The sequence below is a fragment of the Flavobacterium phragmitis genome (assembly GCF_900112575.1).
Taxonomy (GTDB): domain Bacteria; phylum Bacteroidota; class Bacteroidia; order Flavobacteriales; family Flavobacteriaceae; genus Flavobacterium; species Flavobacterium phragmitis.
The window spans coordinates 95852-116239 of the sequence record NZ_FOMH01000003.1 but is presented as its reverse complement, the minus strand read 5'-3'; the positions used below and the strand labels follow the sequence as shown (position 1 = coordinate 116239).

General features: G+C 33.9%; 11 protein-coding genes and 1 tRNA gene. 8 read left to right on the top strand and 4 right to left on the bottom strand.

Annotated features, from left to right (window positions below):
• Position 1: 1 nt before the first annotated feature.
• Both BM289_RS06150 and hypE read left to right on the top strand, forming a co-directional pair.
• Positions 2–238, top strand: coding sequence for a HypC/HybG/HupF family hydrogenase formation chaperone (locus BM289_RS06150; protein WP_091491746.1), 237 nt, complete (start codon positions 2–4; stop codon positions 236–238).
• A 9-nt stretch (positions 239–247) separates the two neighbouring features.
• Entirely contained in the window at positions 248–1258 is a 1011-nt protein-coding gene (gene hypE, locus BM289_RS06145) for a hydrogenase expression/formation protein HypE (RefSeq protein WP_091491744.1), read from the top strand.
• Positions 1259–1484: 226 nt separating this feature from the next.
• Here hypE and purL read toward each other — a convergent pair whose 3' ends face one another.
• Both purL and BM289_RS06135 read right to left on the bottom strand, forming a co-directional pair.
• Entirely contained in the window at positions 1485–5138 is a 3654-nt protein-coding gene (gene purL / locus BM289_RS06140) for a phosphoribosylformylglycinamidine synthase (RefSeq protein WP_091491742.1), read from the bottom strand.
• A 526-nt stretch (positions 5139–5664) separates the two neighbouring features.
• Positions 5665–7176, bottom strand: a complete 1512-nt coding sequence (locus tag BM289_RS06135; RefSeq protein WP_091492312.1) for a hypothetical protein — start codon at positions 7174–7176, stop codon at positions 5665–5667.
• Between the two features lie 302 nt (positions 7177–7478).
• On the opposite strand from BM289_RS06135, the gene BM289_RS06130 reads away from it, so the two are divergent.
• From BM289_RS06130 to BM289_RS06105, 6 genes are all read left to right on the top strand, one after another.
• Complete coding sequence (locus BM289_RS06130) at positions 7479–7910, top strand: PaaI family thioesterase (protein WP_012026684.1); 432 nt, start codon at positions 7479–7481, stop codon at positions 7908–7910.
• Positions 7911–7913: 3 nt separating this feature from the next.
• The gene (locus tag BM289_RS06125) at positions 7914–8981 is read left to right on the top strand and encodes a chorismate-binding protein (protein WP_091491740.1); all 1068 of its coding nucleotides are present in this window, start codon (positions 7914–7916) and stop codon (positions 8979–8981) included.
• Positions 8982–9065: 84 nt separating this feature from the next.
• Positions 9066–9782, top strand: a complete 717-nt coding sequence (bshB1, locus tag BM289_RS06120; RefSeq protein WP_091491738.1) for a bacillithiol biosynthesis deacetylase BshB1 — start codon at positions 9066–9068, stop codon at positions 9780–9782.
• A 77-nt stretch (positions 9783–9859) separates the two neighbouring features.
• Positions 9860–9933: transfer RNA gene (locus BM289_RS06115), tRNA-His, on the top strand.
• Positions 9934–10529: 596 nt separating this feature from the next.
• Positions 10530–13550, top strand: a complete 3021-nt coding sequence (locus BM289_RS06110) for a SusC/RagA family TonB-linked outer membrane protein (RefSeq protein ID WP_091491736.1) — start codon at positions 10530–10532, stop codon at positions 13548–13550.
• Positions 13551–13561: 11 nt separating this feature from the next.
• On the top strand, positions 13562–14920 hold the full coding sequence (locus BM289_RS06105) for a RagB/SusD family nutrient uptake outer membrane protein (protein WP_091491734.1): 1359 nt from the start codon (positions 13562–13564) through the stop codon (positions 14918–14920).
• 270 nt (positions 14921–15190) lie between these two features.
• Here the strand turns inward: BM289_RS06105 and ypfJ are convergent, their stop codons facing one another.
• Positions 15191–16042: a KPN_02809 family neutral zinc metallopeptidase gene (gene ypfJ / locus BM289_RS06100; protein WP_091491733.1), complete on the bottom strand. Its 852-nt coding sequence runs from the start codon at positions 16040–16042 to the stop codon at positions 15191–15193.
• A 215-nt stretch (positions 16043–16257) separates the two neighbouring features.
• Positions 16258–20310: a PAS domain S-box protein gene (locus BM289_RS06095; protein WP_091491731.1), complete on the bottom strand. Its 4053-nt coding sequence runs from the start codon at positions 20308–20310 to the stop codon at positions 16258–16260.
• Positions 20311–20388 lie beyond the last annotated feature (78 nt).

Genomic DNA, 20388 nt, shown 5'->3' with positions numbered 1-20388 from the left:
TATGTGTTTAGCAGTTCCGGGCCGACTTGAAAAAGTGACAGCAGAGCTTGATGAAACTTTTAGAATTGGAAATGTTTCTTTTGAAGGCATTATTAAAGAGGTCAATTTAGCTTTAGTTCCCGAAGCTAAAGTAGGCGATTATCTTTTGGTTCATGTAGGCGCAGCAATTGGAATTATTGATGAAGCCGAAGCCAAAAGAACTATGGAGGTTTTAAAACAAATGGGCGAAGAGATTTAAAACTGTGCAATGGAAAATAAACAGGAAGTAATTCACCTGCACCACGGAAGTGGCGGTGAACACATGACTAAACTCCTCAATGAAGTAATTTTTAAGATTCTGAAAAATGATATTTTAGAAGTTCGTCACGATGGTGCATTTTTAAATTTACAAGGAAATCTGGCTTTTTCGACAGATAGTTATGTTATTTCGCCAGTATTTTTTAAAGGCGGAAATATTGGTGAATTGGCAGTAAACGGAACTGTCAATGACCTTTCGATGTGCGGTGCAGTTCCAAAATATCTTTCGCTGGCTTTGATTATTGAAGAGGGTTTGAGCTTGGATGAGTTTACAGAAATTATTAAATCAATAAAACAAACTGCGGACAAAGCCAATGTTCAAATCGTTACCGGAGATACCAAAGTAGTCGAAAGAGGAAAAGGCGATAAAATTTATATTAATACTTCGGGAATTGGTGTTCTTCATGAAAAAGCCAACATTAAAACTCAAAACATTAAGGAAAATGATGTTGTAATCATAAACGGCCCAATTGCTTCGCACGGAATGGCCATTATGTCTGAACGTGAAGGATTGGAATTTGAAAGCGAGATTTTGAGTGATACGACCAATTTGAATCATACAGTTTTAGATTTAATTGAGCGATTCGGAAATAAAATTCATTTTTTAAGAGATGCCACCCGTGGCGGACTGGCTTCAGTTCTACACGAAATAACGACAGAAATTAATTTAGGAATTTCGCTTTTGGATGAAAATATAAAAGTCGAAAATCAGGTAAAAAGCGCTTGCGAATTATTAGGTTTAGACCCGCTGTATGTGGCGAATGAAGGGATTTTCGTCTGCGTCACAGCACCCGAAATCAAAGATGAGGTATTAGAGATTCTGCAAAAGATAAATCCAAATGCATCAGAAATTGGTTTTGTTACTGCGGAACATCCATCAAAAATAATTATCGAAAGCGCTTTTGGAGGCAAAAGAGTGGTGAATCCTTTGGTTGGAGAACAGTTGCCACGAATTTGTTGATTTTTTTTTAGCCACAAATTACACGAATTGGCACGAATTATTTTTTTGCCACAGATTTCACAGATTCTCACAGATTTTTTTTACTGCGTAAAAATCATTTTAATCCTTTATTCCGATAGCTATTGGGAGTGGTTTTAAAAAAAATTAGTGAAAATTCGTGTAATTCGTGGCTATCAAAAAAAAAACGCCCGATAAATTTCGGGCGCTTTTAATAAAAATATATTTCTTAGTTTTTCTCAATCCATTTTCTGGCATTGACAAAAGCTTCATGCCAAGGTGAAACCTCGTCATTTCTGTCTTTTGGATAATGTGCCCAGTTCCATTGGAAAGTTGAACGCTCAATGTGAGGCATCATAACCAAATGTCTACCTGTTTTATCACACATCATAGCGGTATTGTAATCAGAACCGTTAGGATTTGCAGGATATCCTTCGTAAGCGTATTTCGAAACAATATTGTATTGATCTTCAGAATAAGGCAATTTGAATTTACCTTCACCGTGAGAAACCCAAACTCCTAAAGTGCTTCCAGCTAAAGTAGACAACATAACTGAGTTATTTTCCTGAACTGTTACAGAAGTAAAGATACTTTCGTGTTTCTGGCTTTCGTTATGAAGCATTTTTCCGTGAACTTCGTGCTCTGGATTAATTACTTCCAATTCCATAAACAACTGACATCCGTTACAGATTCCAACAGAAAGTGTATCTTCTCTTTTGAAGAAATTATCTAAAGCTGTTTTTGCTTTTTCGTTATATAAGAAAGCGCCTGCCCAACCTTTTGCAGAACCTAAAACGTCAGAATTAGAGAATCCTCCAACTGCTCCGATAAACTGAATGTCTTCAAGCGTTTCACGACCAGAAATTAAGTCTGTCATGTGAACGTCTTTTACATCAAAACCTGCTAAGTACATAGCATTTGCCATTTCACGCTCAGAATTACTTCCTTTTTCACGAATAATAGCCGCTTTTGGTCTTGGTTTAGAATTATCAATTTCTGGTTTCTTTCCTGTAAAGTGTGCAGGGAAAGTATAATTTAAAACTTGATTTTTATAGTTTTCAAAACGTGCCTGAGCTCTTCCGTTTTTAGATTGTTTTTGATCTAATAAATAAGAAGTTTCGAACCATACATCTCTGTAAGTTGGAATATCCAATTTATAAGCTCCAACTTCTAAAACTGCAGTTTCTTGAACTGAACCAATTTTGAAGAATTCGATATTATTAGCTTTCAATTTAGCTTCAACAGTTGCATCAGATTTAGCTTGGAATACGATTCCGATGTTTTCTGCGAAAAGGATTTTCAATAAGTCTTTTTCCGCGAAAGCGCTGAAATCAATTTTAGCACCCAAATTCACATCAGCAAAACACAATTCTAATAAAGTTGTTATCAAACCACCGCTTCCGATATCGTGACCCGCTAAAATTTGGTTTTCACCAATTAATTCCTGAATGGTATTAAAGGCATTTTTGAAGAAAGAAGCATCTTTAATTGTAGACGTTTCATTTCCAATTGTATTTCTGATTTGTGCAAAAGATGAACCTCCTAATTTGAAATCGTCTTGAGATAAATTGATATAATAGATTGAATCTCCGTTTTTCTGTAAAACTGGTTCAACAACTTTTCTAATATCGGTACAGTTTCCAGCAGCCGAAATAATAACCGTTCCTGGAGCGATTACTTCGTCGTTTGGATATTTTTGTTTCATTGAAAGTGAATCTTTTCCTGTCGGAATATTGATTCCTAATTCAATAGCAAAATCTGAACATCCTTGTACAGCTTCGTATAAACGAGCGTCTTCACCTTCGTTTTTACAAGCCCACATCCAGTTTGCAGATAATGAAATTCCTTTCAACTGGTCTTTAATCGGAGCCCAAACAATGTTTGATAATGATTCTGCAATGGCATTTCTAGATCCAGCAACCGGATCAATCAAAGCAGCAATAGGAGCGTGTCCAATAGAGGTTGCGATTCCTTCTTTACCTAAATAATCCAGAGCCATAACTCCAACATTATTCAAAGGCAATTGTAACGGACCAGCATTTTGCTGTTTTGCTACTTTTCCTCCAACGCAACGATCCACTTTGTTTGTCAACCAGTCTTTAGATGCAACAGCTTCTAAACGTAAAACGTCTTTTAAGTATGATTCGAAATCTGCAGCGTTGTATGCAACGTCAGCATATTTTCTGTCCACTGTAGTGTCAGTCATAACCGTTTTTGGAGAACTTCCGAAGAAATCTTCTAAAGCATAATCCATCGGTTTTGAACCGTTAGTTTTTGATTGGAAAGTAAAACGGTGATCTCCCGTTACATCTCCAACCTGATACATTGGAGAACGCTCTCTGTCAGCAATTCTTTGTAATGTATCAATATCTTTTTGACCAATAACCAATCCCATTCTTTCCTGAGATTCGTTACCGATAATTTCTTTTGCAGAAAGAGTAGGGTCGCCAACAGGCAATTTGTCTAAATCGATCAAACCTCCAGTTTCTTCAACTAATTCAGAAAGACAGTTTAAGTGTCCTCCCGCACCGTGATCGTGAATTGAAACAATTGGGTTATTGTCACTTTCAACCAAACCACGAATGGCATTAGCAGCACGTTTTTGCATTTCTGGATTTGAACGCTGAATCGCATTCAACTCAATTCCTGAACCAAAAGCTCCTGTATCTGCAGACGAAACCGCAGCACCACCCATTCCGATTCTATAATTTTCACCTCCAAGAATTACGATTTTATCGCCTTCTTTTGGTTTGTGTTTGATAGATTGGTCTAATTTTCCGTAACCAATTCCACCCGCTTGCATGATTACTTTGTCGTAACCAATTTTACGGTTTTCTTCTTCGTGTTCAAAAGTTAAAACAGAACCTGTAATAAGCGGTTGACCAAATTTATTTCCAAAATCAGAAGCTCCGTTTGAAGCTTTGATTAAAATATCCATTGGTGTTTGGTACAACCATTTTCTTTCTTCAACTGCATTTTCCCATTTTCTATCATCGTTCAAACGAGAATATGAAGTCATGTAAACTGCAGTTCCTGCTAATGGTAAAGAACCTTGGCCTCCAGCTAAACGGTCACGAATTTCTCCTCCAGAACCTGTTGCAGCTCCGTTGAAAGGCTCAACTGTTGTTGGGAAATTATGTGTTTCGGCTTTTAATGAGATTACCGAATCAAATTCTTTTATTTCATAAAAATCAGGTTTATCTGCCGATTTTGGTGCAAATTGCTGCACTTTTGGTCCTTTTACAAAAGCAACGTTGTCTTTGTAAGCAGAAACAATATCGTTAGGGTTTTCCTGAGATGTTTTCTTGATTAATTTAAAAAGAGAAGTTTCTTTTTCTTCACCGTCAATAACAAAAGTTCCGTTGAAAATTTTGTGACGGCAGTGTTCTGAATTTGCTTGTGAGAAAGCAAAAATCTCTGAGTCAGTTAATTTTCTTTCTAGTTTAGTCGAAAGATTATTTAAATACTCAACTTCTTCTTCGCTTAAAGCTAAACCTTCAACTTTGTTATAAGCTGCAATATCATCAATTTCTAGAATTGGTTCTGGCTGAATATTGATAGTGAAGATTTCTTGATCTAATTCGTTGAATTTTTGAGAAAGCATTGGGTCAAAATCAGTAAAATCTTCCGTTGCAGGATGAAATTCCTCGATTCTGATAATGCCAGAAATCCCCATGTTTTGAGTAATTTCTACAGCATTTGTACTCCAAGGTGTAATCATAGTTGCGCGAGGGCCAACAAAAAAACCTGTTAATGCAGATTTTTCAATCTTATTCGCGTCGGCAAAAAGCCAGTTTAATTTTGAAATGTCTTGAGCTGAAATTTCGTTTTGCGTTTGTACGGCAAAAACAGTTTTGCTTTGGTTTTCAAAGAAATGGATCATTTGTGTAGTTTGTTGTATTGAGCTGCAAATTTAGTCAATCTAAACCGAAAAAAAAAGCAACAATCTATGCCTTTTTAATTATTTGTTTTTCGTCATTTTTGCCCTAAAAATGCAATTTTTTTGCTGTTTGTTTCAGTTGAAATTTAACATTTTTTGACTTTTAATTTTTGCTTATAAACTGTTGTTGTTTTTCAAATTTGAATAAAAAAAGCACTTTATGAAGAAGAGGAATTCTTAAAGTTTAATTACAAATTTTTCTAAAGTAAATCCGAGAAATTTGCAGAATAGACGAAATTTAATCTCGCAAAGACGCAAAGGCGCAAAGTTTTTTTTCTCAAAAGCGGAAAGATTTTGCTCATTTTATGTCATTTCGACGAAGGAGAAATCGCACTAGTAATTCGACAAAGATTGGCGATTTCGCAAGCGGAGTTTCTAATGTGATTTCTCCTTCGTCGAAATGACAAACTATTTGTATACTTTGATTGAAATAAAAAATTTGTGCCTTAGCGACTTTGTGGCTAAAAAATTACTTCGGGAAATCCTGACTCTGATAAGCACCCAAATCCGGTGGAGAAGTTCTTGCAATCCCTAAAATATCCAACGGAATGAGATACACCTGATTCCCTTTCGCGAAAGCGGCAGAAGTTTTATCAATATTGAATTTATTTTCAGAAGGTTTATAAAACTTCGGATTCTCGTTTAGAATAATATTATTATAATGTTCTGTATCTGTTTTAAACTGATAAAGCGGATTTGTAGATGAACTGCTGAATTTTAAAAGACAATTATTCAATTGATAAACAAAAGGAGAATTAGAGTTTTTGTTCAGATTAAATTCGTTTGTACTTGAACCGTAAATAATGCAGTTGTTAAAAGTAGCTTGAGCTAGCGCATTTGATTCTGGAACAGCTCCAGTTAACGAATTGCTCAAGCTAACCGAAAATTGCGAAGGAGTCGACCAATTATTGTTGAAAGTGCAATGCGTGAATTTATAGTTTCCACCATAAACACAAGACAAACTCGCTAAACCAGCATAATTAATCACAATGTTTTCTCCCGTAATCTGAGCGTTTTGAGCTAAAATTCCATACTCAACACAATTGTAAATCTGAGTGTTTTGGATGGTGATATTGTTATAAGGATTTTTGAAATCTAAACCAACAACTGCATTTTTCAAAGTCAGATGATTGATATTATGATTCATGCTTCCGTTCGCAAATAGAACCGACTTCCATTGTCCTGGAATGTCAGAATACAGCGATTCTAAACGATCGCCTTCAAAAATAACTTCGTTTTCAAGTTTTTCGGTTGTAGAAGCTGTTCCGTTAATTTGTAAAGAAGCCTTGTCTCCAATATATAAACCAGAATTGGCATGGAAGTGCACTCTTGCACCAGCTTCAAAAATTACGGTTTTGTTTTCCGAAACTCCAGCATAGCCGTATATTACATAAGGTTTTTGCTTGGTAAAAATGAGTTCGTTTCCATTTTCAGGGTCGTTTTCATTTAGATAAAATCCGTCAACATCTTTACCTTCAATTTTTATTTTTTCTTTTGTACCGTCTGGATTTTGGTTCGGATATAAAAAAACGGCATCCTGAATCAAAGTGACCAAAGCTACTTTTTGCAGATTGACACCGCTGTCAAATTCAATTTCATCAGTATATAAAAAATCAGTCGGGTTAGCGTCTGTAATATCTGCGGTAGTTTCAATAAAAATGTATAAACTGTCTTTTGCTAAAAGCGTAACATCTTTAAAAATTTTTCCGTTGTTGCCGGCCATTCCGTCAACCGTCATTCGGTATTTGGAACTCAAACCTTTTTTAAGCTGGATAATCGGAATTGAAATGTCGTTTTTACTTCGATTATATACTTTTAATTGATAGGTGCTTGAACCGATGTTTTTAAAAACAGTATCCAAATAAACAGTGTCTCTTGAAAACTTTAAATCTCCAGTGCTGGCAACGGTATCAAAGTCAGTTCTACACGAACTAAAAACTAAAATTAAAGCCAGAATAAAGATTGCAAAGTATTGACGCATTTGAATGTTTTTTTTAGCCACAGATTAAAATGATTTTTTTTCGCCACGAATTGCACAAATTTTCACAAATTTTTATTCAATTTAATTCGAGAAAATTTGTGCAATTCGTGGCTATTTCAAAAAAAAGTAAATCCTTCTAATCTGTGTAATCTGTGGCAAAAAATAGCCAAAGATTGATTTTGATTGTTTTTGTAAAAATAGCAAAAAACTGACAAGTTTATGATTGATTTTTAATTTTAGAAACCGATTTTTCAATTTGTGTCTTATCTTTCTTTAATTTTACGTTTTTAAAGTTTATTTTAATGAATTATACAAAAGAACAGATTTTGGCGCGCTGTAATGAGTTTTCTAAAAACACATTAATGGAAACGCTGAAAATTGAATATATCGACGCCGGAGAAGATTTTTTAACTGCAAAAATGCCTGTAAATCCAAGCGTTCATCAACCAATGGGTTTACTGCACGGCGGAGCTTCTGTAGCTTTGGCAGAAAGTGTCGGGAGTGCAGCTTCATTCTTTTTTATCAATCCAAAAGAGCAGGAGGTGAGAGGAATCGAAATTTCGGCAAATCATCTAAAAAGTATTCGTGAAGGTTATGTTTTTGGTACTGCCAGAATTATTCATAAAGGAAGAAGCCTTCATCTTTGGGAAATTAAAATTACTGACGAAGAAGGAAATTTGGTTTCGCTTTGCAAACTGACGAATATGGTTTTGGATAGAAAGAAAAGTGAATAAATTATGAATGCATTTTTCTTAAAAATTAAAAATCATAAAGAGCAAAATTTACCCTTTGTGCTCTATTCAAAACCCAATTCAGAAAAATATGTTGGGATTTTACAGCTAAATAATAATTTAAACACGGTTTTGGATTATAGCGAGAAAGGATTTGTTTTTGCTTCTTTTGATGAAAAACAATTAATCTTGATTCCAGAAAACGAATCTGAAATTATTACTGCCGAAAAAGAGACAACTTCATTTGAACCAATCGAAATTGATGATTTGAATTTTGATCCTGAAGCTAAATTTCAATATGAATATTTAGTAGCTCAGGGAATTCATGCCATCAAAAATGAAGAATTCAAAAAAGTAGTTTTATCGCGAAGTGAAGAAGTGCTTTTATCCGAATTTGATTTTATTGAAACTTTTCAGCACTTGGTTCAGTTATATCCTGCCACTTTTTGTTATTGTTTTTTTCATCCAAAAAATGGGCTTTGGATGGGAGCAACACCAGAAAAACTGCTAAAAGCAAAAGGAAATGTATTTGAAACCATGGCTTTGGCAGGAACGCAAAAAGATACTCAGGAAACAGAAATTGTTTGGCAGCAAAAAGAAAAAGACGAACAGCAATTTGTAACTGATTTTATTGTGAAAAGGCTTCGGGAATTTACCGCTTCGGTTGTCGTTTCTGAACCATATAGTTTAAAAGCGGGATCAATCTGGCATATTAAGACTGATATTTCGGGTGTTTTAAAAGACAACTCAACTTTGGAAGAAGTTATTGATACATTACATCCAACGCCCGCCGTTTGCGGACTTCCAAAAAAGAAATCAAAAGCATTTATTCTGGAAAACGAAAATTACGACAGAACTTTCTATACTGGTTTTTTAGGCGAATTAAACAGCACTTTTGCAGGAAATAATGCAAGTTCTGATTTATTTGTAAATTTACGATGCATGCAGATTCAGGAAGATAAAGCGATTTTATATATGGGATGCGGCATTACAAAAGAAAGTATTCCCGAAAAAGAATGGGAAGAAAGCGTCAATAAATCAATGACGATGAAAAGAGTATTGAAAATAACTTAAAAACAAGTTTGCAGTCGCAGTCACAGTTTCCAGTTTTGCTGAGACTGAATACTGCGACTGTAAACTGAGACTTAAATATAGATAATGAAACTAGACATATTAGCCTTTGGCGCACATCCAGACGACGTAGAATTAGGTTGTGCTGGAACAATTTTAAAAGAAGTATCGCTTGGGAAAAAAGTTGGTATTGTAGATTTGACTCGTGGCGAATTAGGAACACGTGGTACGGCAGAAATTAGAGATCAGGAAGCAAAAGATGCAGCAAAGATTTTAGGAGTTCTAGTTCGTGAAAATCTGGCAATGCGTGACGGATTTTTTGTGAATGATGAAAAGCATCAATTAGAAGTCATTAAAATGATTCGTAAGTACAAACCCGAAATTGTATTGTGCAATGCAATTGACGATCGTCATATCGATCACGGAAGAGGAAGCAAATTAGTTTCTGATGCTTGTTTTCTTTCAGGTTTAATGAAAATCGAAACTTCAATTGATGGCGAGCCACAAGAAGCTTGGCGGCCAAAAGTGGTATATCATTATATTCAGTGGAAAAATATTACTCCAGATTTTGTAGTTGACATTACAGGATTTGAAGAAAAGAAAGTAGAAGCGATTATGGCTTATAAAACTCAATTTTATGATCCAAATTCAAACGAACCTGCAACACCTATTACGAGCAAAAACTTCTTTGAAAGCTTAAATTATCGTGCGCAGGACTTAGGAAGGTTAGTTGGGAAAGATTTTGCCGAAGGTTTTACAGTTGAAAGGTGTTTGGCAGTCAATAGCTTAGAAGATTTGATGTAATTTTTATGAAAATTTTTCATTTTTTTCTTTGTAGAACTCAACCTTTGTTCTATATTTGCACTCGCTAAGCAAAAATGGTGGTTGTAGCTCAGCTGGTTAGAGTAGCGGTTTGTGGTGCCGCGGGTCGCCGGTTCGAACCCGGTCAGCCACCCAGATTTAAAGCCTTGAAGAAATTCAAGGCTTTTTTTGTTTTCGCCCGAAAACAAATTTCAATATTCAAAATCCCTAATTTCAAACAACCATAGAATCCAAAAAGGAAAATACTATCGTTTTGTATTTTTTAATATTAACTAAATCAAATTTGATTTAAAGGTTTTTGAAAGTACTGACTTGAAGTAATTATTCCAAAGAGTTACTTTCATGCACCTCCAATATTTTCATAATGCATTTATTATAGAAAACACTTTACTTACTAATGTTTTAGTTTCTATTCTTAAATTCTTCATGAAGATTTAAGGAAACAGCATATCCATTTCATTATCCTAAGTTTTATTTCACTCTTTAGCTGTACACTTTTTGTTAAAAAAATCGATTTATTTTTTTATTGGAAAAAAGAGCTTATATTTGGTTTTTTAAATTGGAAAACCAATTTGGAAAACCAAAATAATTTGAATTGATTTTCTTTCATCACTTTAAAACTGGAAGGATGTACAATTATATTGCTTGCTAACTAAAAAACAAACCAAAAAAGTAAATTATGAATTTAAAGGTTAAATTTTCATTGCTCATTATTTTACTGTTTAATGCATATTTGCTCAAAGCAAATATGCATTAAAAGGAAAAATAACTTCAGCTTCAGACAAGACTCCCATTCCAGGAGCCAATGTAGTGGTAACAAATTCTAAGGGAGGAACCACTACTGATTTTGACGGCGTTTATTCAATTTCAGTTTCAGCTGGAGATAAAGTACAATTTAGCTGTATAGGCTATACTTCACAAACTATTACAATTACCAATCAAACCGTTTTGAATGTGACTTTGGCAGAAGCTCAAAATCAATTAGACCAAGTGGTTGTAATTGGTTACGGTACTCAAAAGAAGAAAAATATCACGGGTTCTGTATCCAAAGTAACCAATAAAGACTTAGATCAAATTCCGGTTTCACGTGTTGATGATGCTTTACAGGGACAAGTTTCGGGTGTAAATATCCAGCAGACAAACCCAGCGGCTGGGGCAGCTCCAACTATTAAAGTTAGGGGGCAGGGATCTATTTCTTTTAATGCTAATCCGTTAATTGTATTAGATGGAATTGCAGTTGGCAATGATGGAGATTTCTTGGGGAGTATTGATATGAATACGGTCGAATCTGTTGAAGTTTTAAAAGATGCCTCATCATCTTCTATTTACGGTTCCAGAGGTGCTAACGGAGTTATAATGATTACTACTAAAAAAGGTAAAGAAGGACCAACCAAGTTTAATTACAATACTTATACGGGGTACAAGTTTGTGCCAAGAACAACTATTTTATCTACTCCAGATAAATGGGCTCAATATGTATCAAGCAGTAATAATGGTGTTTTGACAGATGAAATGAAAATGGTTCAGGCATTAGGCACTTATACAAACTGGGAGAAAGAAATATATGATGGAGGTTATATTACAGATCATAATTTATCGGTCAGCGGTGGTACAAAAAACACAAAATTTAGAGCATCATTAGGATATACAAATGACGAAGGTGTGCAGTTGACTGATAACTATAAAAAAATGAATGCCAGTGTGAATTTAGATTCCAAAGCAGATAAATTAGAGTTTGGCATTATGCTTAACCCATCGATTACACAACAAAGATCTTTGGCAAATTCAAATTTAAATGCTATTCGCCAGCAGCCTTGGCTTCCTATTCGTTTAGATGAGCATTCTATTCAGTTTGTAAATACTTACCAATTTCCTAATGTAAAAGTGGGGGATTATGCCGAAGAACGTTTCTTTGTAAACTATGATCTGGCTACAGGGAAACCAAGAGCAGATAAACTTGGAACTTCTATTGGTGTTACAGGCGATGGAAATCCTTATGCTTCATTGGTAGAAGCAGATTATGAGACACGCCAGACTAAACTTATTGGTAATACTTATTTTAAATTTAATTTCACAGATCATTTTAATTTTAAACAAACTATTGGGGGCGATTACAGAAACATTGTAAATGATAACCGTACTGGAGTTTTGGCAACAAAAAACTATGCCGGTGATGCAAGTACTTCCTATAACTCTACTACTGTAAACCACGTTGCTGGAGAGAGTATTTTTAGTTATAATAATGATTTTGGGAGACACTCTATAGCTGCTGTTGCTGGTTTTACTTTTGAACACTGGAATTCTGAGTTTGTGAATTTAAGAGGATCAGGGTATGTAAATGATTATATAGAAACTATTCCTTCTGCAAATGTTGGTGTTGGTGGCGGTTCTATGTCTAAAACAGAAGAAAAATTAGTTTCTTATTTAACAAGAGTTAATTATTCTTTCGATGATAGATATCTACTGTCTGTAAGTTTCAGGTCGGACGGAAGCTCTAAATTTGGACCGAATAAGAAATTCGGATACTTCCCTGCAGCTTCTTTGGGATGGAGAGTGTCAAATGAGCAGTTCTTAAAAGAAAGTAATTTTGTTAAAGATCTTAAATTACGAGTGAGTTATGGACAAACGGGAAGCAACTCAGGAATTGGAGAATATGCACATCTTGGATTGGTAAATCCTATTAGTACTTCGTTAACAGGTGTTTCAAACGGATATAATGTTTCTAATATTTCAAATCCAGATTTAGGATGGGAAAAATTAGTAGAATTTAACCCAGGATTAGATGCCAGTATTTTTGGAGGCATTTTAAATATATCACTTGATTACTATATCAGAACGAGTAAAGATTTATTATTAGATCTTCCGGTTCCTGGAGTAACAGGATTTAACAGCGCTTTAGTAAATAAAGGTAAAGTTGAAAACCGCGGTTTTGAGTTGGAATTGCGTTCTACCATTCTTAAAAATGAAAATTTCTCTTGGAATGCCTCAGCTTTATTTACTCATAATAAGAATACCTTACTTGATTTTGCTGGTTCAAACGGTCTGATTAGTGTAATTGAATCAAAACGTCCAGCTGAATGGATTGCTCTTGAAGGTCATCCTATATCTTCGTTTTATGGTTATGTGGTTTCAAAAGAAATTCAGCCTCAGTATATTAAAAATCCGCTTTATCCAATCAATTCGCAATCACAGTCTGTTTATGTAAAAGATTTGAATGGAGATGGTAAAATTGATGGAGATGACCGAACTATTTTAGGAAATCCTTATCCAGATTTAGTGTGGAGTTTTTCCAACAACCTAAAATATAAAAATATTGATTTTAGTTTTATGTTTCAAGGATCTCATGGTGCTAAAGTTAGAAACATAGACTCGCAATATATTAAAAACGAATTTGGTAATAATGCAGGAACTGTCTCAAGTTTTCCGGATACAGGCTTAGTAAGAGAAAGAATTTACACGAATTTGGATATTCAGGATGCATCTTATATTGCCTTACGAAATATCAATTTAGGGTATAGCTTTTCAAAAGATAATCTTAAAAATTTCGGAATAAGCCGACTTCGTTTATATACCGCTGCCCAGAATTTATTATATATCATGGCAAAAAATTATGAAGGATATAACCCAGAAGGAATTTTACCTGCAACGGGTGCAGGATCGCTTCCTTCATCTCCAATAACTTATGGTTATCAAAAAGGAGCAGCGCCAATTTACAAAACAGTATCAATTGGTTTAAATGTTGAATTTTAAAAATTAAGAAAATGAAAAATACAAAGTATAAATTTTTTGGATTATTAATGATTTTAGGTTTTTCAGTTTCCTGCTCTAAAGAAGACTTGGACTTAGCACCAATATCAGCTATATCAGATACAAAATATTTTAATAACGATTCAGATGTTTTAGGGGCTGTTATTGCAATTTACGATGGATTACAAGCTGTGCCAATGAATGAATTTGCATTAACCGAAATGCGATCAGATAATGGGAAGACAGCTTTGCATGAAGGAGAATGGAAACAATTAGAAACTTTTGAAGTACTTCCAACCAATTCTGTGGTTGCGGGATATTGGAGTGTAAATTATAATGTTATTTTTAGGGCAAATACAGTTTTGGAACATTTAAATGTGGTTTCTGATGCAACTAAAAAAATGAATTATGATGGAGAAGCGAAATTTGCAAGAGCATTGGCACATTTTAATTTAGTTCGTGCTTTTGGGGAAGTTCCTGTAATTGATAAAGTAGTTGGAATTAAAGACACCAAATATTTTGCAAAGAAATCGCTTACAGAAGTATATGACTTAATTCAGAGTGATTTGATTACTGCTATTAATGAACTTCCTGTAAAATCGGCTACTTCTTTTGGAAGAGCTACAAAACAGGCTGCTCAAGGAATATTAGCAAAAGTATATTTGACACAAAAAAAATACGATTTAGCATTGCCATTATTGACGACATTAGTTGCAGATACGCAATACAGCTTACAGGCGAACTATAAAGATATTTTCTATAACGAGAAAAACGATGAAATTCTATTTGCTATTCCGTATTCTAATGATAGCGCTACAGAAAGCCAGAGTTTTTCTTATGAAATGACAGTAGGTCAGGCAAGTGGTTTAAACTTTGTAACAGATGATTTTGCTGCTTTTATGAAAGCCGATCCTCTTGATAAGCGTATAGCAGTAAATATTAATCCTGCGATACCAACTCAAAACGGAAAATATTTACGTACATCAACTTCGCCTAGATTGGCCGGAAATGATTGGCTTGTTTTACGTTTAGCCGATGTGTATTTAATGTATACGGAAGCGATTATGGGAACTGCCACATCTACAACAGATGCCAATGCAATTAAATACTATGATAAAGTACGCAATAGAGCATTTGCAATTCCGGTAACAAGTACTTCAATAACAAAAATCGCTTTGTTAAATCAAAGAAGAGCTGAACTTGCCTATGAAAATCAAAGGTTGTATGATCTAATTAGGTTTGATATGGCGCAAAGCGTACTATCTGCCTATTCATCTACTTTTCAAGGGCCAAAAGATTTATTATTGCCAATTCCACAAGTTGAGATAAATATCAGCGGAGGAATGTTAGTTCAGAATCCATTGTATAACTAAAAAAAAGAATCAGGTTATTAGGTAGGAATCGAAATGGTTATGCCCAATAATAGTGATAAATCCAGCTGAAATTCTGTTCTATGAAATTGCCTAACATTCTCAATTTAATTCTGCTTCTGGTATTCTTGTAGAAAACATCGGACAAATTGTCACGAAAATTTAGTCAATAAATAGAGATAAAATGTGAGTTATGGCAAAGAACATTTTTTAAAAAAAAGCCCGATTGTAAAGTCGGGCTTTTCTGGTGGTTAATATATTTGGTTTTATGTATTATCTAATTTCTTCAAATGTAGTACCTTGTTTAATATCTCCAGTTTTATAACCTTTATTAAACCAATACATTCTCTGTTCGGAGGTTCCGTGTGTAAAAGAATCGGGAACAACATGTCCCTGCATTTTACTTTGAATGGCATCATCTCCAACTGCGTTTGCAGCACTTAATGCTTCTTCAATATCTCCGGTATCTAAATTTTCTTGATTATAATGCGCCCAAACTCCAGCATAAAAGTCTGCTTGTAATTCTAATGCTACAGATAATTTATTTGCTGCAGCTTCGCTTTTCCCTTGTTGTTCCTGACGCATTTTGGCAGACGTTCCCAGTAAAGTTTGTATATGATGACCAATTTCGTGTGCAATTACATAGGCGATAGCGAAATCGCCTCCTTTTGCGCCAAATTTGGTTTTCAATTCTTCAAAAAAGCCCAAATCCATATACACTTTACGATCGCCGGGACAATAAAACGGTCCAGAGGCCGACGATGCACCGCCACATGCTGTTTGTACACCTCCTTTGAAAAGAACTAGTTTTGGCTTTTCATAGGTCATGCCGTGTTCTGCGAAAATCTTACTCCAAATGTCCTCATTATCTGCCAAAACAACTCTTACGAAATTTCCCATTTCTTCATCTTCTTTGCTTAAGGGAGCTGCAGCCTCAGTCTGTTGACCTCCACCTTGCATTTGTTCTAAAATTGGGGCTATCTGCTGACCAGTTTCACCTCCAAAAAGGTTCAGAAGTAAAACAATAATACCAATTACGCCGCCACCAATTATGGCTTTGCCACCACCAGAAATTGATCTGCGGTCTTCTACATTATCACTTTGTCTTCTGCCTTGCCATTTCATATTGAATTGTTTTTAAACTTATTATAAAGGGGTATACGAATTTATAGATTTTTTGTGAAAAAATTTAGATTTAGGTGAATTTAGTTTTCAGTCTCGGTCTCAGTTTTCAGTCTCAGTTTTCAGTCTCAGTTTTCAGTCTCAGTTTTCAGTCTCAGTTTCCAGTTTTCAGTCTCAGTTTCAAACTGAAAACTGTGACTGAGACTGAAAACTAAAAATTACCCTAGCCACTTAATCAGCGTCTCTTCGACACTGCCTTTCATAATGGGTTTCGAAATATAATCGTCCATTCCGGCAGAAATACATTTGTTTCGTTCGTCTTTTTCTGCTCCTGCTGTAACTGCGATAATCGGAATATCTCTTCCTTTTTTGGTGTTTCGGATTGCTCTTGTGGTTTCGTACCCGTTCATAATAGGCATTTGAATGTCCATAAAAACAATAGTTGGATTTATTTTCTCAAACTGCTGAATGGCTTCGTATCCGTTTTCACATTCGTGAATATAAGCGTTGTTGTAAAGGTTTTTTATAATTGTCTTTAACAGTAACATATTTACTTTGTTGTCTTCAACAATTAAAAAAGTGATGGTATTTTCGTTTGGTTCCATATTATCAGGATCCAGTTCAATGTTTAAACTTTTTAATTCAGCATTGTATTTGTCGTTAATGCTTTGGTTGCTGGTTTTTAAATTTAAATCAAAGAAAAAATTACTTCCTACACCAATTTCACTTTCTAGTTGTAAACGACTTTCCATCAAAGCAAGAAGCTGATTAGAAATGGTTAAACCTAAGCCGGTTCCTCCAAATTTTCTAGTTGTAGAACTATCTTCCTGTGAAAAAGCTTTGAATATTTTCTTCTGATTTTTTTCCAAAATTCCTATTCCTGTATCCACTACCGAAAAACGAATCACATGATTGTTGTTCTTTTTCTTTTCTAAGACTGTTACGTTTAATTTGATAGAACCTTCTGTTGTGAATTTTACTGCGTTAGAAAGAAGATTAATCAAAATCTGTTTGATTCTGACAATATCTGTCCAAATGTATTTAGGTACATCAGGATCAATATTTAATTCCAGTTCCAGATTTTTCTGATTGGATTCGTAAACAATCAAGTCGAAAACCTGTCCAAGAACTTTTTTAATGTCATAAAGATCAATGAAGAGTTCTAATTTTCCAGCTTCAATTTTAGAGAAATCCAGAATATCATTGATAATTTCAAGTAGTGAATGTGCTGATTGATTAATCGTTGTCATGTACTTTTCCTGAATTTCTTCTAAATTGGTTTTCATCAATAAATGAGTAAAACCGATAATTCCGTTAAGCGGAGTTCTAATTTCATGCGACATATTGGCTAGGAAATCAGATTTAGATTTATTTGCCGCTTCAGCCAATTGTTTGGCTTTTATAGCGTCTTCAATTTCTTTTTTGTTTGTAATATCGAAGTAAATACCACCAACAAATTCAATCTCGTCATCTCTTTTAATTACATCTCCAAATTCCTCAACCCAAATATATTCGCCGGTTTTTCGCTTAATCCGGTAGACATTATGAAGAGGCATTCCTTTTTGTAAATTGTCGATCTGATTGTTGATGACTTCTTCTTTATCATCATGATGGATTAAAGAAAGAAAAGATAAATTGTTTTCTATAAATTCTGATTTTGAATAACCTGTCAAATTTAAAACTTCGTCATTTAAGAAGATTTTGGTAGAGAATGCATCAAATTTAGATAGATAAACAGTTCCTGGAATATTATTTGCAATCAGTTTGAATTTTTCTTCGCTTTCTATGATTTTAGTTTCGTTTCGATTTCTTTCTAATGCAGAAGAAATATTATTGGCTAATACCTGAAAAATATATATTTCTTCTTCGGACCATCTTTTTTCTTTTGTGCAATCGTCAAAACCAATAAAACCAGTAAAAATATCATTGATGTAAAGAGGTAGAATCAAAATTGATTTAATCTCATTGTTGATTAAAAGAGTTTTGAAAAATCCTTCATCCAGATTTCTAGTTAAGGTATTGAGGATTTTTTTCTGTTGTGCCGCTTCGTAAATTTCTTTTAAATTATCTTCCGTCATATGACGTAAAGGCGTAATTTGATGTATTACTCCTTCACGTGACCATTTGTATTTTTGATATACAGTGTTGTAAACAGGATCTTTTTCGTAATAGTACATATGATCTACTTTTGCGGCTTTTCCTATTATATCATACGTCTCCTGAAACATCTGCTGTGTGGTCTTGCTGAGCAGGAATTTTTCGGTACATAAAGAAAGAGCAGATAAAAGCTGACTTTTGAATTCTAGTTTTCTTTCGGCTTCTAAACGCATCTGAGAAGAAATAGCAAGCGAAATTACATCTGAAATGGTTCTAGCATAATTAATGTCTTCATTATCCCATTCGCGTTTTTTTTCAGTGCTTTCAAAACAAACGACTCCAGCTAATTGTCCCGATAAAAAAATAGGAACATCAAGCATTGATTTGATATTGTTTTTAGTAAAGTATAGTTTTTCAAATTCGGATGTTTCTAGTTTATTGAATACATCCGGTGCATTAATGATGGCTTTTTTGCTTAAAGTTTCAAAATATATAGGGTAAGATTCTTTGTTTAAAATATTCTTATCGCTTAAGTTTTGATTGTCAAGACTGTAAAGGTTTTTGCATTGAATAAGGTCTTTATGGTATTTCCAAAAACTAACACGATTAACACGACTAATGGTTGCTGCTTCTTTTAAAATTAGATCAATAACAGTATTGAGTTTGTCATATTTACTGAAATCGGTGGTAGATAATTTTTTGGTAGAATTATTATAAGCTTCAATTTTTTTGAGACGTTTTTTTTTCTCTTTTTCGATAGTTTTTTTCTCTGTAATATCTCGTGCAATTCCAGAAAAACCAGTCGTTTGTCCTAAATCATTTTTACGGACAATAATTTTTTGGGAAATCCATATTTCTTCACCGTTTTTCTTTAGAATCGGAATTTCAATAATCGGATAATTGTTTTCATTCAGAACTAGATTTTCGTAAAAATCAACAGCACTATTAATATAATGTTCATGAATGATATTAGAGTAATGCTTTCTAATGATTTCGTTTTCAGAATAACCAAGAATAGAAAAACCAAATTCATTTATAAAAGTAAAATGTCCTTCGGCATCAATTTCAAAAATAATATCGGTTGCGGTCTGAATTAGATTTTTATATTGATCCTGAACGATAATCTGCTCCGTAACATCTTGACCAATACTGATAATTAAATCTTCTGAGAACTTTTTATCTTTCCATTGAATGTATTTAAACTCTCCATTTTCAGTTTTTAGTTTTCTGATGTAAAGTTTGTTCTCTTCATTATTGATGGGATTTGTTTTTTCTATGAATTCAGGATCCTGCGTTAGTTCCCAGTATTTTAGCCCCATTAATTGTTCGGGCTGATAACCTAAAATAGCTGTAACAGTCTCGCTGCAGAATAAAATTTCACCTTTTTGATTGGAAGCAATCGTTAAGGAATTTCCCTTATGAACAATTTCGCTGGCAAACCTGAAATTATCACGATTATTTAGTAATACAGCATATTTTACTTGGTTAATGATAAAAATTAAGATGCAAAAATTAATTAGTAAAATAGAAGACTTTATTGGGATAAGCTGAAATGTTATCGTTGCAATTAAAAAAACAAAAGTAAGTCCAACAAAAAAACAATAGATTTTAATTGGTTTAAGAATGCTATAGGAAAAGAAAAATGAAATTAAGAAAACAATAATTGGAACAACATCATTGGAAAGCATTACAATATTGAATGCGACATAGGAGATGTAAATAAAAAAACTGGAAATAAAAATCTGCTGAATATGTTCTCTAAACCATTTTATTTTATCTGTTATCGAATAAATTAAAAGTACAGCAACACCAATTGAAACATTTACAACTAAGAGACTTTTGGGTCTAATTTTGAAAATTTCATTGATGATTTCAATTACGATTACAGCAATACCAAAAAACAAGATATAAAGCTGGTATTCTCTGCTGATGGTGTCTTGTTCTTTTTTCTTTTCTATGAAATATCCAATCTTTGCTTTAATCTTAAAAAACTGATATACAAGCAATGAAAGAAATGCAAAAAGAGATAACCCTAAAACGATAAGTTTAGGGTTATTATAAAAAATAATGTCGGAGTCGAATACATACCATGCGGTCATAATTGATTCTAAGGTATTACCAAGGCTGGTAATTCCTGAAATAACCGAATTGAAAAAACTATAGTCAGTTGCCATAGAATTTGGGGTATGTTGGTTTAGTGTAAACAGTCTTTTGAAAAACCTTAAAAAGAATTGGTTAATTTCTCTTTCAAT

What these genes read in the sequence shown, in the direction of transcription:
- BM289_RS06150 (WP_091491746.1), top strand. Translation starts at nt 2, where the DNA reads ATGTGTTTAGCAGTTCCGGGCCGACTTGAAAAAGTGACAGCAGAGCTT.
- hypE (WP_091491744.1), top strand. Translation starts at nt 248, where the DNA reads ATGGAAAATAAACAGGAAGTAATTCACCTGCACCACGGAAGTGGCGGT.
- purL (WP_091491742.1), bottom strand. Translation starts at nt 5,138, where the DNA reads ATGATCCATTTCTTTGAAAACCAAAGCAAAACTGTTTTTGCCGTACAA.
- BM289_RS06135 (WP_091492312.1), bottom strand. Translation starts at nt 7,176, where the DNA reads ATGCGTCAATACTTTGCAATCTTTATTCTGGCTTTAATTTTAGTTTTT.
- BM289_RS06130 (WP_012026684.1), top strand. Translation starts at nt 7,479, where the DNA reads ATGAATTATACAAAAGAACAGATTTTGGCGCGCTGTAATGAGTTTTCT.
- BM289_RS06125 (WP_091491740.1), top strand. Translation starts at nt 7,914, where the DNA reads ATGAATGCATTTTTCTTAAAAATTAAAAATCATAAAGAGCAAAATTTA.
- bshB1 (WP_091491738.1), top strand. Translation starts at nt 9,066, where the DNA reads ATGAAACTAGACATATTAGCCTTTGGCGCACATCCAGACGACGTAGAA.
- BM289_RS06105 (WP_091491734.1), top strand. Translation starts at nt 13,562, where the DNA reads ATGAAAAATACAAAGTATAAATTTTTTGGATTATTAATGATTTTAGGT.
- ypfJ (WP_091491733.1), bottom strand. Translation starts at nt 16,042, where the DNA reads ATGAAATGGCAAGGCAGAAGACAAAGTGATAATGTAGAAGACCGCAGA.
- BM289_RS06095 (WP_091491731.1), bottom strand. Translation starts at nt 20,310, where the DNA reads ATGGCAACTGACTATAGTTTTTTCAATTCGGTTATTTCAGGAATTACC.